The organism is Candidatus Blochmanniella chromaiodes str. 640 (genome assembly GCF_000331065.1).
GTDB classification, from domain to species: domain Bacteria; phylum Pseudomonadota; class Gammaproteobacteria; order Enterobacterales; family Enterobacteriaceae; genus Blochmanniella; species Blochmanniella pennsylvanica.
This window is the reverse complement of the sequence record NC_020075.1, coordinates 625,234-639,421: the sequence shown is the minus strand read 5'-3', so window position 1 is coordinate 639,421 and position 14,188 is coordinate 625,234. Positions and strand designations below refer to the sequence as shown.

General features: G+C 29.8%; 10 protein-coding genes. 5 read left to right on the top strand and 5 right to left on the bottom strand.

Going from position 1 to position 14,188, the window contains the following annotated elements:
- Nucleotides 1–4 precede the first annotated feature (4 nt).
- Nucleotides 5–2,002 carry a transketolase gene (gene tkt / locus BCHRO640_RS02650; RefSeq protein ID WP_015344759.1) on the bottom strand — a complete coding sequence of 666 codons (1,998 nt, stop codon included), beginning with the start codon at nt 2,000–2,002 and terminating at the stop codon, nt 5–7.
- A 112-nt stretch (nt 2,003–2,114) separates the two neighbouring features.
- Nucleotides 2,115–2,966 (bottom strand): transaldolase family protein, encoded by an 852-nt coding sequence (locus BCHRO640_RS02645; RefSeq protein ID WP_015344758.1) that lies wholly within the window; start codon nt 2,964–2,966, stop codon nt 2,115–2,117.
- 1,199 nt (nt 2,967–4,165) lie between these two features.
- Here BCHRO640_RS02645 and cysP point away from each other — a divergent pair.
- Genes cysP through cysA form a run of 4 tightly spaced genes read left to right on the top strand, consistent with a single transcriptional unit; the run spans nt 4,166 to nt 7,970 of the window.
- Complete coding sequence (cysP, locus tag BCHRO640_RS02640) at nt 4,166–5,188, top strand: thiosulfate ABC transporter substrate-binding protein CysP (RefSeq protein WP_015344757.1); 1,023 nt, start codon at nt 4,166–4,168, stop codon at nt 5,186–5,188.
- Nucleotides 5,188–6,021, top strand: a complete 834-nt coding sequence (gene cysT / locus BCHRO640_RS02635; RefSeq protein ID WP_015344756.1) for a sulfate/thiosulfate ABC transporter permease CysT — start codon at nt 5,188–5,190, stop codon at nt 6,019–6,021. The genes cysP and cysT overlap by 1 nt, the downstream gene beginning before the upstream one ends.
- Nucleotides 6,021–6,881, top strand: a complete 861-nt coding sequence (locus BCHRO640_RS02630) for a sulfate ABC transporter permease (RefSeq protein ID WP_015344755.1) — start codon at nt 6,021–6,023, stop codon at nt 6,879–6,881. The genes cysT and BCHRO640_RS02630 overlap by 1 nt, the downstream gene beginning before the upstream one ends.
- Before the next feature lie 21 nt (nt 6,882–6,902).
- Complete coding sequence (cysA, locus tag BCHRO640_RS02625; protein ID WP_015344754.1) at nt 6,903–7,970, top strand: sulfate/thiosulfate ABC transporter ATP-binding protein CysA; 1,068 nt, start codon at nt 6,903–6,905, stop codon at nt 7,968–7,970.
- 448 nt (nt 7,971–8,418) lie between these two features.
- On the opposite strand, the gene ptsI is transcribed toward cysA, so the two are convergent.
- The 3 genes from ptsI to cysK all read right to left on the bottom strand — a co-directional run bounded on the left by ptsI (nt 8,419) and on the right by cysK (nt 11,807).
- On the bottom strand, nt 8,419–10,152 hold the full coding sequence (gene ptsI / locus BCHRO640_RS02620) for a phosphoenolpyruvate-protein phosphotransferase PtsI (RefSeq protein WP_015344753.1): 1,734 nt from the start codon (nt 10,150–10,152) through the stop codon (nt 8,419–8,421).
- 64 nt (nt 10,153–10,216) lie between these two features.
- Nucleotides 10,217–10,474: an HPr family phosphocarrier protein gene (locus tag BCHRO640_RS02615; protein WP_015344752.1), complete on the bottom strand. Its 258-nt coding sequence runs from the start codon at nt 10,472–10,474 to the stop codon at nt 10,217–10,219.
- A gap of 385 nt (nt 10,475–10,859) precedes the next feature.
- Nucleotides 10,860–11,807, bottom strand: a complete 948-nt coding sequence (gene cysK / locus BCHRO640_RS02610; RefSeq protein ID WP_015344751.1) for a cysteine synthase A — start codon at nt 11,805–11,807, stop codon at nt 10,860–10,862.
- A gap of 362 nt (nt 11,808–12,169) precedes the next feature.
- Here cysK and ligA point away from each other — a divergent pair, with 362 nt between their 5' ends.
- Nucleotides 12,170–13,957 carry an NAD-dependent DNA ligase LigA gene (ligA, locus tag BCHRO640_RS02605; RefSeq protein WP_015344750.1) on the top strand — a complete coding sequence of 596 codons (1,788 nt, stop codon included), beginning with the start codon at nt 12,170–12,172 and terminating at the stop codon, nt 13,955–13,957.
- Nucleotides 13,958–14,188: the final 231 nt, after the last annotated feature.

Sequence of the window (14,188 nt, the reverse complement as noted above, 5' to 3'; positions counted from 1 at the left end):
TGTTTTAGGATTTTTTGAGTAATTTATATGATTTATTGATCACGTAGTCTACAGTAAAGTCAAAAAATTTAAATAATTGATGTGATGGAGCTGATTTTCCGAATGTTTTCATACCAATGATTTCACCATATATTCCAACATACTTATACCAATAGTCAGTGCTACTAGCTTCGATAGCTATTCTATTAATTATTGTGCTTGGTAATACGTATTCACGATATGATTTATCTTGCTGATCAAATATATTAGTAGAAGGTAACGAGATGACTCGTATTTTATAGCCTTCATCGGTTAATCGGTAATATGCTTGTATTGCTAATATTATTTCTGACCCAGTAGCAATTATAATTAATTCAGGGATATTTTGACAATCTTTAAGAATATATCCTCCGCGATTAATGTTATTAATTTGTGTTGATGTGCGTTCTTGCTGCATGAGATTTTGTCTAGACAAAATCAATGCGGTTGGCCCGTGGTGTTCAATTGCTGATTTCCAGGCAATTGCTGTTTCTACTTGATCACAGGGACGCCATACTATTAAATTGGGAGTCATACGTAAACTTGATAATTGTTCTATAGGTTGATGAGTTGGACCATCTTCTCCTAATCCAATAGAATCATGAGTATAAATCATAATATGATGACTATTCATTAATGCCGCCATGCGAACCGCGTTGCGTGCGTATTCAACAAATGTTAAAAATGTAGCAGTATAAGGTAAAAAAGATCCATAATTAGCAATTCCATTGGCAATAGCAGTCATCCCGAATTCACGTACACCGTAATGAATATAATTTCCGGCAGGATTTTTCATAATAGAAGAAGATTGAGACCAAGTTGTCAAATTGCTGGGTGTTAAGTCTGATGATCCACCAAAAAGCTCTGGTAATTCTTTAGAAAAAAATTCAATTGTAATTTGAGAAGCTTGACGTGTAGCAATATTTTGAGAATGCACTTGTAAATTTTCAATAAATTTTTGTGTTTTTTTATGCCAATCTTCGGGTAATTGTCGTTGTATTCTTCTTATTAATTCTTTTGCTAAATTAGGATAGGTAACTTGGTATTTTTGAAAAAGTTGTTGCCAATTATCTTCTTTTTTTTGTCCCAGTATCGTGGCATTCCATGATTTATATATTTCTTTTGGTATGACGAATGGAGGTTCATTCCAATTAAGCGCTTTTCGAGTAGCAGCCACTTCTTCTGCTCCTAATGGAGCACCGTGAGCGCTATGTGTTCCGCTTTTATTTGGAGCTCCGAAAGCAATAATAGTATTACATATTAACAATGATGGTTTATCTAATGTGGATTGAGCTTGATCAATTGCAGCTTTAACAGAATTTCTATTATGTCCATTTACATTACGTACCACATGCCATCCATAAGATTCAAAACGCATAGCAGTATCATCTGTGAACCATTCTTGTACATTTCCGTCTATAGAAATACCATTATTATCGTAAAATATAATCAATTTATTTAATTTCATAGTTCCAGCTAGCGCACAAGCTTCATGAGAAATACCTTCCATCATGCATCCATCTCCTAAAAATACATAAGTATAATGATTGATGATATTAAACTGTGCGCGATTAAATTGAGCTGCTAGTGTTCGTTCAGCAATTGCAAATCCTACAGCGTTAGCAAGACCCTGCCCTAACGGCCCTGTTGTAACCTCAATGCCATCCGTATGCCCATATTCTGGATGCCCGGGTGTTGTTGAGTTTAATTGTCTAAAATTTTTTAGATCTTCTATAGATATTTTGTATCCAGTTAAATGTAGTATGCTATATAGCAGCATTGATCCATGTCCATTAGATAAAACAAATCGGTCTCTATTAATCCAGTTGGGATTGTTTGGGTTGTGATTTAAGTAATCTCTCCACAATACTTCAGCAATATCCGCCATGCCCATGGGACAGCCGGGATGTCCAGAATTGGCTTGTTGTATAGCATCTATGCTTAATATACGTATAGCATTAGCTAATATTTTTTTTGATAACATAAAGTATTTTCCTAATATTAAATGTTTTAATTAAATGATTATAAATTCTTCTCTCTTATAGAGAATTATCGAATACGTTTAGTGAATTTTTCCATACTTATTTTGTTATTTTTTAATAGTTAAATTTATACACAGAAATAGGTTTATTAAATTTTTTATTTAAAAAAGAAAGTACACCAAATTTGATAGGCTGTGTATGCAAGATTAATTGATTGTGTTTCTTGAGTAATTTCTTAACATTTGTTAAGCAATCATATTCATCTGTAACCATTATTGGATTATCTGTATATAAATTAGTATTGATAGAAATATTTTTTTCGTAATATTTATTATGGTTAAAATAATTTTTATTTATTTTTTGTATAATGTTAGGATGATTATAAATACTGAATAGTACATATTGACTATACCAGTTGTAAATAAGATTTATAAATGGATAAATAAAACATAGATTTAATTTGGTACATGTGCATTTTTGATATAAAGATAGTAAAAATGTTAAATTAATTTGGATATTGTTTTTTTGAAATTCTGTTGTTTTTTTTATGATTTTCCAATTGATAGTGATTTTGATAATAAAATACACTGGATCTGTCTTTTTATTTTTATAAATTGCGATAAATCTGTGGTGTTTTTTTATTCTAAAATATTTATTAGAAGAAGATATTATATCCATTTTTATGAAGACATATCTTGGAATATTGTCTAAAATTTTAGTGTCGATATAAGTTTGTAACTTATTTATTGTGTTAATTGTACTAATAAATGTAACATCATATTTTTTTATAGTATAAATTATTATATATTCAATTAATTTGTAATGAGAACTAAAAAAAAATGGTTTTAGAATAAGAAGTGGATTAGTAATAGTATTATTATGTGGATAGTAATACCGAATGGTGTCAATATTTTTGATATTCTCTACAATTACGGAAATTTTTCTTAAACTACTTGATGGATTCACTACTGACTCCGTATTACGTATTATAATTGGGTAATGTTAACGATATTTATAATCATTTTAAATTCATAAAGTAAAATATGTTTATGATCATAAATATTATTTATTATATGTTTTATTTCTATTAAAAAATGTATATATAATATATATATTATATAAGTTGTATTATCATATCTCAAGGTGAGATATGTATACATTGTATGTCTATCAATATTCTATTAATTAATGTGCGTACATTTGTATGTCAGGTGATTGTATTAAAATAGTAAAAATTACTATCATAATTTAATGTTGATTGTAATTTTATTATATAGTTGCAAAGATTATTATGATTGCAGTAACGTTTTAAACGTTAAGTTCGTGAGGTTTTATTTTGTAGAGTGTAACACAAGTATATTATAGTACGTAATTAATTATCATTACATATAATACATCATAAGCAATGATTCTAAAGAATGAGTGTTATTATGTCATGTGTAATGGAATGTAAGATTATATAAGCGGTTTAATTTTTTATATTGTATGATCTTTTCATAAGATAATTATATGTTGTGTAGTACATAATTAATTAATAATAAAAAATAATATTTGAATTTATTTAAAATAATTATTTTTTATTTTTCTTTTGCAACGGGCTATTTTGTTTAGATTACAATTATAGTACATCACAAATTTTATTGTAGTATTAACCATAATAAGCATCGCTTAAATTGTATAAAATTAATTGAAAATATTAATACATAAAGATAATCATCTGTTACATAAATAATTTATTGCAACAGAATTATTTGTTTTAATTTTTTAAATTTTAGTTATTGATATGATCATATTGAGAATTATTTTAGGTTTTAATTCGATTTAACGAAAATATCTATATTTATATGTAGAAATCATTTTCTAAATTATCTTTATGTCTTTATGTAAGATCTTTTATATAGTTTAAAAAAAAGATAATATTACTATATTTTATTATAAATTATAATATTGAATATGGTAGTATTTTTACAGAGAGAAGTATAGACAAAATTAATCAAATATGCTTGATTTAAATTTCATTCAATTAATAATTGGTTACAAAACTTGTGTGCAAGTACAAATTTGCGTGCAGTTTATGTCTTAATGATGCATGTATTATATAATGTGTTCTATCAACTGGAAGGAAAATCTCTATTTTGAGTAGGTATGTTTGTATTCGGATATATATGATTATTATGCATACTGTTTTAAAAATAATTAAAGTGACAGCATTATTGTACTGTGTTTTTTGCGCTCCAATACATGGAACTATTTTATTAAATAGTTCTTATGATGTGTCTAGAGAATTGTTTTTAAAGATTAATTCTGATTTTATCGAATATTGGAAAGATCTTCATCCTGAAGATGAATTAATTATTCGTCAATCTCATGCAGGATCTACCAGACAAGCTATGGCTATATTACAGGGACTGCGCGCGGATGTGGTGACATATAATCAGGTGATAGATGTACAAATTTTGTGTGATCGCGGACGCTTAATTCCTAAAAATTGGCAAGATCGATTTCCACATCATAGTTCGCCATTTTTCTCAACTATGGCTTTTTTGGTGAGACGAGGCAATCCAAAAGGAATTTATAATTGGTATGATTTAACGAATGAAGGGTTGAAAATAATATTTCCTAATCCTAAAACATCTGGTAATGGACGTTATACTTATTTATCGGCTTGGAATTGTTTTTTAAAAAATAGCGACGGAGATATAGAGCAAACTCGAATTTGGATGCAAAAATTTTTAAAAAATGTAAAGGTATTTGATACTGGAGGACGCGCTGCTACCTCTACTTTTGTTGATCGTAATCAAGGAGATGTACTAATTAATTTTGAATCTGAAGCAAAATTAGTTTTAAGTCAATATGGATTTAATAATTATGAAATTGTTATACCCACTCCGAATGTTTTGGTAGAATTTCCAGTGACTTGGATAGATAAAAACGTCATTAGAAATGGAACCAAAGATGTAGCACGAGCTTATTTAGATTACCTATACCTTCCTTCAGCACAAAAGATTATTACTAAGTTTGGGTATCGCGTCAATACAACTGACATTGCTCAAATATATCTGAATGGATCTTCTGGGAGTCAATTATTTAGAATAGAAGATCAATTTGGTAATTGGAATACTGTTATGGATACTCACTTTAAACGGGGCGGTGAATTAGATCAATTGTTATCAATAGGGCATCGTTGATGTTATTTTCTTCATCTAAACATACCTTACCTGGGTTTGGTATAGCACTGGGCGGAAGTTTATTGTTTGTTTGTTTGATTCTATTATTACCTTTAAGTGCGTTAGTTATGCAATTATCTCAGATGAGTCTTTCTCAATATTGGGATGTAATTACAGATCCAGCATTATTGGTTTCTTATCAAATCACCTTATTAGCTGCCGGGACAGCAACATTATTTAATGCTATATTTGGGCTGTTAGTATCATGGGTAATAACTAGATATCAATTTCCTGGCCGGAAATTATTAGATGCGTTAATAGATTTACCTTTTGCTTTGCCTACTGCGGTGGCGGGATTAACTTTGGCAACATTGTTTTCAACGTCAGGTTGGTATGGGTCTTGGTTATCTCAATTCGGCATCACAGTATCGTATACGTGGATAGGTATATCTATTGCTATGATTTTTACAAGTATTCCATTTGTAGTACGAACCGTACAACCGGTACTAGAAGAGTTTACTGTAGAATACGAAGAAGTAGCAGAAACTCTTGGAGCTGATCATTGGCAAATTTTTTGTAATGTAATTTTTCCAGAATTGGCACCAGCTTGGTTGTATGGTGTAGTGTTGTCGTTTATTCGAAGTTTAGGTGAATTTGGTGCGGTTATTTTTATAGCTGGAAATGTTGCCTGGAAAAATGAAGTTATTTCTTTAATTATCTTTATTCGTTTACAGGAATTTGATTATCCAGCTGCCAGTGCTATTTCTTCTGTAATTTTAATTATTTCTTTATTATTATTATTTTTTACTAGTATGTTTCAATTACGAATAAACCGGAGGTTTAAGGGATCCTAATGATCAGCATGTTGAATAATTATGTCAATAGAAATTACAATAATAATTTCAACAGTAGTATTACATGGAACCAATGGATTTTAATTGGTTTCACTATGTTTATATCAATGATGTTGTTGTTAGTTCCTTTAATTGTGATTTTTGTATCTGCTTTTTCAGAAGGTCTAAAAATAGTAATAGTAAATTTAATAAATCAAGATATGATACATGCTACTTTTTTGACGGTTATCATAGCGTTATTTACGGTACCTATTAATGTATTTTTTGGTGTATTAATGGCTTGGTTGGTGACTCGTTTTAAATTTTATGGAAGACAGTTATTGTATATATTAGTAAATATACCCATCGCTGTTTCTCCAGTAATTGTTGGATTATTGTATTTATTGCTTTATGCAAATAATAATGCAATAGCAAGTTGGTTGGATTTGCATAATATACAAATAATATTCACATGGGTAGGATTAGTGTTAGTTACTATTTTTGTTACTTGTCCTTTTGTAGTGCATGAGCTTGTTCCTATGATGGTGAATCAAGGAAGACAGGAAGACGAGGCAGCGATACTTCTTGGAGCATCTGGTTGGATGATGTTTCGTTATGTTACTTTTCCAAATATTCGTTGGGCTTTGTTATACGGGGCTATTCTTACTAATGCTCGTGCTATTGGTGAATTTGGAGCAGTATCTATAGTATCAGGGTTAATACGGGGTGAAACATATACTGTTTCGTTGTATGTAGAATTATTATATCAAGATTACAATACTGTAGGCGCATTTGTTGCGGCATCATTATTAGCTTGTATTTCAATTCTTATGTTGTTTATTAAACATTATTTACAAAGTCGTTTAAAACGTAATAATTAATATTATGATCAAGGATAAGAAATGAGCATTGAGATAGATGGAATCACGAAATTTTTTGGTCATGATAAAATTTTGACTAATGTTTCTTTACATATTGAATCTGGAGAAATAATAGCGTTATTAGGACCATCCGGTTCTGGAAAAACCACATTACTACGTATTATTGCTGGCCTAGAACATTATAATAGTGGTTGTTTGCGTTTTAAAGGTAAAGATGTTAGCCATCTTAGCGCACGTGATCGCCATGTTGGTTTTGTTTTTCAAAATTATGCTTTGTTTCGTCATATGACGGTATCAGATAATATTTCTTTTGGAATAAGAATGTTGCCACGCCATAAACGTCCAAATTCTCATATAATTAGCAAAAAAGTTACGCAATTATTAAGCATGGTTCAATTAGAACGTTTGGCAAATAGATATCCTACTCAACTTTCTGGGGGTCAAAAGCAACGTGTAGCTCTGGCTCGTTCTTTAGCAATTGAGCCAGAAATTTTACTGTTAGATGAACCATTTGGTGCATTAGATACACAAGTTAGAAAAGAATTGCGTCGTTGGCTTCGTAAGTTACATAATGAATTTAAATTCACTAGTGTTTTCGTTACACATGATCAAGAAGAAGCTATGGAAGTTGCTAATAGAATAGTAGTGATGAATCGAGGAGTTATTGAGCAGATAGGTACACCTAAGGATATTTGGTGTGTGCCGGCCACTCGTTTTGTTTTAGAGTTTATAAGTGAAGTGAATTGTTTACAAGGAGTAGTGTGTGGATCGGAATTATTTATTGGGTCTTATCATTGGTCTTTACCGTATATTCCAGCTTTACAAGGAAAAGTAGAATTATTTTTTCGTCCGTGGGAGATGGATATGAGCAAAGAGCATAATGTGCTTTATCCATTACCAGCTAAGATTGTGAATGTTAGTTTGCATGGTTATTATTGGCAATTAAGTGTAGAGCCTTTAGGATGGCATCAAGATTTATTGACTATAATTTTAGGAATTAAAGATATTTTTGGTGTTCCAGAATGCGGTGCATATTGTTATTTAAGCGGACGTAATGCACGATTATATTCAGGAGAAATAGTGTTGTAATTAATGTTTTTTTGAGATTCTGTAATTTATTTAATTAGTAGTAAATATTGTTTTTTAAATGTGTGGTTTATTTAGAGCATAGTTTTTGTATAGATAGTGTGTGTAGATCGTTGATAATTTTCATGTTATAAGAGTTAGGTTTTTGTTTGTGGATTTTGTGGTACTCAGCTATCTGAGTAATCAGATTTTAAAATATGTTGTAAGAAGATATATAGCCAATTAAAAAATTTTTTGTATATATTATATTATTCCTGATTCTATTTATGAAATAGATTGTTTTTATTTATACGTTATATTGGTTATTTTATTTGTGTATAAAATGTAGATATAGGATTAGGTTTAATTTTTTCAAATAAACTATACGATGATTTATTTATAAAATTATAAAAAATTTTTATTCTTAAATTATATGTTTACTATCATAATGGTTTTTGACAAAAGAATAGTTTTATAGTTTTTGTATATTATGTGACACATGTGTATGTGTAAGTAAATGCATTAATGATTCTGTGGTTGAATAGTTCAATGCTTTTTGTGCCAATTTTTTTGCATCGCGATAATATGCGTTACGGATTATGTTTTTTATGTGTGGAATAGATATAGAGCTCATGCTAAATTCATCTAATCCCATTCCCAGTAATAGTAGAGTAGTACGTTCATCTCCTGCCATTTCTCCGCACATAGCTGTCCATTTCCCTACAGTATGTGAAGCTTCAATTACTTTTTTAATTAATATTAGAATAGACGGAGATATGGGATTATATAGATGAGATATTAATTTGTTGCCGCGATCTACTGCAAGTGTATATTGAGTTAAATCGTTAGTTCCAATACTGAAAAAATCCACTTCTTTAACTAAATGATGAGCGATAATTGCAGAAGCAGGAGTTTCGATCATGACACCTACTTTAATATTTTCGTCAAATTTTTTTCCTTCTTGACGTAATTGTGTTTTTAAAAAATTTAATTCTGTATTTAAAGTTTTTACTTCTTCTACTGAAATAATCATAGGATACATTATGCGCAATTTACCAAAAAAGGAAGCTCGTAAGATAGCGCGTAATTGAGTATGTAATATGTCTTTTCTGTCTAACATAATGCGAATTGCGCGCCATCCAAGAAATGGATTTTCTTCGTTTGGGAGGTGCATGTAAGGTAAATTTTTATCACCCCCAATATCCATAATACGTATGATTACAGATTCGTTAATCATGGATTCAGCGGCATTTTTATAAGCTTTAAATTGTTCTTCTTCTGTGGGGAATGAATTACGATTCATAAATAAAAATTCAGTTCTATATAATCCTATTCCTTCAGCTCCGTTTTCTTTAGCTCTAACTATATCGTGTATCGTACCGATATTAGCGCATATTCGTACTTGACGCCCGTCGAGAGTAATAGCTGGGAGATTCTTTAATTTAGTTAACTCATATTTTTCAGAAATATATTTCTTTTTTAATGTATTTATATTTTTGATGATGTTTGGGGTTGGATTGATGTAAATTTTATTATTTAAGGCATCGAGTATTATCCAATCTCCATTGGATACTCTTTTTGTAATTATACCAGTTCCTACGATGGCTGGTAGTTCTAAAGAACGAGCCATAATAGAGGTGTGTGAAGTTTTTCCGCCGGCATCAGTAATAAATCCCAAAACTTTTTTTAAATTTAATTGTGCAGTTTCTGATGGACTAAGATCTACTGCAATAATGATCACTTCTTCGGTAATAGAATTTAAGTCGATAATTGGAATTCCTAGAATGTTTTTTAATAAACGATTTCCAATATCTCGTACATCAGTAGCACGTTCTTTTAAATACTCATCCTCTAGTTGTTCTAAAGCTTTTGCTTGGGTTTCAATTACTGAATGCACAGCGGCATCAGCGCTGAATAATTCTTCTTTAATAAGAGTAATAATATCTTGTTCAAGTTCTTCATCTTCTAGCAATATAATATGGCCTTCAAATATAGCTTCTTTTTTAGAGTCTAACTGTTTTTTTACTTTATTTTTAATTTCTTTCAATTGCTTGGAAGTTTCGGAACGTCCAGAAAGAAATCGATTGATTTCTTGTTCAATAGTGCCAATATTGATTTTTTCTAAATTGATAATGATTTTTTTTTCTTGTAATAGCAACGCTTTTCCGAAGGCGATGCCAGGTGATACTGAAATTCCTGAAATCATAATTCTACCTTCATTAGAGTTATAAATAGTGTAATTATTCAAATATTGATTGATTATATTGTATTTATTTGAGTTCAGTAATAAACTCAATTAAATGTTGTACTGCTTGTTTTGCGTCCGCGCCATCGGCAGAAATAACAATTATAGATCCTTTGCTTAAACCTAGTGTTTGTAGTTTGAATAAACTTTTAGCGCTTGCTTTTTTCCCGTTAGAGATTACTGTAATTTCAGAATTAAATTTTTTTGCTGCTTTTACAAATTGAGTAGCTGGACGAGTATGTAAACCATTGGAAGCAGTGATTATAGTTTCTTGTTGATACATTTTTATCTCCATTTAATTTAACAATATGATAAAAATATTATTTTCATGTAAATTTACTAAAATTAAATATTTTTATTGATGAAACACAGGCGAATGATACTGTTATACGTATAAATAATTTATTAATTTTTTGTTTCTTTTTCATGTATATCACATTCACAATAGAATATGTATTAAAGATATTTTTTCATCGGATCTCCTGATTTTTAATGTCTTAAAAAGATAGTATTCTATTTACATAATGTAATTAATTCAATATTATTATAAATTCTGCAATAAATAAAATATACAAATTGTTTTTATTTATGTAAAAATAAATATAGAAAACATCGTACATGAATGTTTTCTATTTTTTTGAATGTTAATAGAAAATAAAAATTTATTTTTATAACTTTGAAAATAATACAGTACTTAAATATCGTTCACCAGACGATGGAAGTATAACTACTATATTTTTATCAGTATAGGCTTTGTTTTTTTGTAGTTGTACCGCTGCTGCTAATGCGGCGCCCGAAGAAATTCCAGCTAAAATTCCTTCTTTTTCCATTAAATATTTAGCGTAGCTAACAGCTGCATCTATGCTTACTGTTTCTACATGATCAATTAAAGTTAAGTCGAGATTTTTTGGAACAAAACCAGCACCAATACCTTGGATTTTATGTGGCGCTGGTTTTATGTTTTGACCTGATAACGTCTGGGTAATGACTGGAGATTCTTCTGGTTCTACTGCCACGATAATAATTTTTTTATTTTTTTTGGTATGTTTGAAAAATCGTCCAACTCCGGTGATAGTACCTCCTGTACCAACTCCAGCTACAAATACATCTATTTGTCCGTCCGAGTCATTCCAAATTTCAGGTCCTGTGGTTTTTTCATGAATTTCTGGATTTGCAGGATTGCTAAATTGTTGTAATAATAAATAATGTTTAGGATCAGCAGCAACAATTTCTTCTGCTTTAGCAATGGCTCCTTTCATTCCATTACATCCTTCTGTCAATATAATTTCGGCTCCTAGAGCTTTAATTAATTTAAGACGTTCAACGCTCATGGTTTCCGGCATGGTTAAAGTTAATTTATAATGTCGTGCGGCCGCTACGTAAGCTAGAGCAATTCCAGTATTACCACTCGTTGCTTCTATAAGTCTCGTATCTAATTTTAATAAGTTTCTTTTTTCTGCATCCCAAATCATATTAGCGCCAATACGACATTTAACGCTAAAGCTAGGATTTCTAGATTCTATTTTAACAGCAATATGACCATTGCCAATATTATTAAGACGGACTAATGGAGTATGACCAATAGTGTAAGAATTATCTTGATAAATTTTATACATATTTAATAATTCCTCAAGTGTTATGCATCACTATAATGATGAGTTTGTGGTATAGAATATCTTTTATATATAGTTTGGATCAAATAAAAATGTAAATTTTTTATTCTGATATAAATATTAGAATAAAATTAGCTATTATGCATTAATTATAGACGTATATTCAATAATATTTCTGTCATCTTGTCGATATAGATAATTCATAACAATTAATTGGTGTTGTTGATATTTAAACAGTGATCACATTAAACAACTATATGTTTGAAGATATTTTTATTATAAAATGTTAAATCACGTGTAAATAAAAATAACGATTTTAAATATGAATTAATTATCGCAACCCATATCATTGGGATATCTATATTATGAAATTTGTTAAACAAAAAATACAAAAATTAAGAAAAAAATTACGTCATTGGGAATATTTATACTATACAAAAAATGAATCTGCAGTATCCGATGAAAAGTATGATGCGATGTTAGAAAAACTGAATCAGTTGGAACAAATTTATCCACATTTGATTACAGAAAGTTCTCCTACTCAACGTATAGGAGGTGTGTCTCAATATAATTTCAAAAAAATACATCATAAGGTGCCAATGCTATCTTTAAATAGTATCGTTGCATCGTTTCAATTGTTGTCATTTGATAAAAGAATAAAAATTAAACTACATGCTAATCATGTTATGTCATATTGTTGTGAATTAAAAATAGATGGGGTGGCAGTGAGTTTATTGTATAAAGAAGGGAAATTAATTTATGCGGCAACTCGAGGTGATGGTAAAATCGGAGAGGATGTTACTGAAAATATAAGCACTATTCGCTCAGTACCCATGTGTTTAAAAATAGATTCTAATAAATATGGTAAATTACCATATTTGTTAGAAATTAGAGGAGAAGTATTTATATCTAAATTATGTTTTTTAAAATTGAACAAAATAACGATACAACAAGGCAACAAACCTTTTTCTAATGCGCGAAATGCTGCTTCTGGTTCCTTACGTCAGTTAGATCCTAGTGTTACAGCCACGCGCCCATTAAGTTTTTATTGTTATGGCATTAGTAACTATTGCGGAGAAAAGGAATTACCAGATAGTCATTGGGAACGATTACAATTATGTGAAAATTGGGGTTTACCGATTAATAATTATATCCGCTTAATTAGTGGAGTTAATAAAGTATTAGAATATTATTCTTATATAAAGACAATACGATCTAATTTGGAATTTAACATTGATGGAATAGTTATTAAGGTAAATAGTTGCACATATCAGAGTAAATTAGGTTATGGCTCTAGAGCACCGCATTGGGCTCTTGCCTATAAATTTCCTTCGGCAGTAAGTTCTGCTAAAGTAGATAACGTAATTTTCCAAGTTGGGCGAACAGGTATTATTACTCCAATAGCTTATTTAGAGCCTATTGTAATTTCTGATGTTACAATTAGAAAAGTAAACATGCATAACATCAATGAAGTTAAAAGACTTGGATTAATGATTGGCGATATAGTTCGTATACAAAGATCTGGCGATGTGATTCCTAAAATTGTAGAAGTAATTTTATCAGAACGTACCGATCATGTAAAAACTATAGAATTACCCCGATTTTGTCCGGTATGTGGGTCTCGTATTAAAACATGGCATAATCAATCAATATTACGCTGTACGGCCGGATTATCGTGCCTTGCTCAACGAAAGGCAACACTTGAGCATTTTGTTTCTAAAAAAGCAATGAACATTTATGGAATGGGAAATAAAATTATTGATCAATTAGTTAATCAAGGTTTAATATTTACTTCATCTGATGTTTTTCGTTTAAACAAAAATAAGTTACTCTGTTTAGAGGGCTTTGGTTTGGAAAATATTGAACGTTTATTAAGGTCTATCGAGGATTCTAAAAAAATTACTTTGGCTCGTTTTATATATGCGCTAGGTATTTATGGTGTAGGTGAAACAGTAGCTAGTAATTTAGCTATTGTATATAAAACTATAGAAAATTTGGCCGCTGCTGATTTACAATCATTATCAAATTTGAAATATGTAGGGCCAATTATAGCTAATAATATATATCATTTTTTCAGAAATCCAGACAATTTAAAAAATGTTCAAGATTTAATTGATCCGGCTATTGGTATTCAGTTACATGTTATTACATGAAAATGAGAATTTAAAAGATTAAAAAATTATAGGTATATCAAAATTAGAGTTGTGTATATTAGCGATATCTATGATTAACAATTAAAAGGATGCAAATTTAAATTGGGCAATGGATACATGTTAACTGTTTTTTAAGAGAGTTTTTGTTGTTTACATCCTATTTTAAATAAATGTATTCATTTTAAAATAGGGAGCTTTGGTTTAGAGGTAGTGGATATTAAGCTGATTACT

Bases quoted from the DNA above. Each gene is read 5' to 3' on its own strand.
- cysK (WP_015344751.1), bottom strand. From the start codon at position 11,807: ATGTATAAAATTTATCAAGATAATTCTTACACTATTGGTCATACTCCA.
- cysA (WP_015344754.1), top strand. From the start codon at position 6,903: ATGAGCATTGAGATAGATGGAATCACGAAATTTTTTGGTCATGATAAA.
- cysP (WP_015344757.1), top strand. From the start codon at position 4,166: ATGATTATTATGCATACTGTTTTAAAAATAATTAAAGTGACAGCATTA.
- cysT (WP_015344756.1), top strand. From the start codon at position 5,188: ATGTTATTTTCTTCATCTAAACATACCTTACCTGGGTTTGGTATAGCA.
- BCHRO640_RS02615 (WP_015344752.1), bottom strand. From the start codon at position 10,474: ATGTATCAACAAGAAACTATAATCACTGCTTCCAATGGTTTACATACT.
- BCHRO640_RS02630 (WP_015344755.1), top strand. From the start codon at position 6,021: ATGATCAGCATGTTGAATAATTATGTCAATAGAAATTACAATAATAAT.
- tkt (WP_015344759.1), bottom strand. From the start codon at position 2,002: ATGTTATCAAAAAAAATATTAGCTAATGCTATACGTATATTAAGCATA.
- ligA (WP_015344750.1), top strand. From the start codon at position 12,170: ATGAAATTTGTTAAACAAAAAATACAAAAATTAAGAAAAAAATTACGT.
- ptsI (WP_015344753.1), bottom strand. From the start codon at position 10,152: ATGATTTCAGGAATTTCAGTATCACCTGGCATCGCCTTCGGAAAAGCG.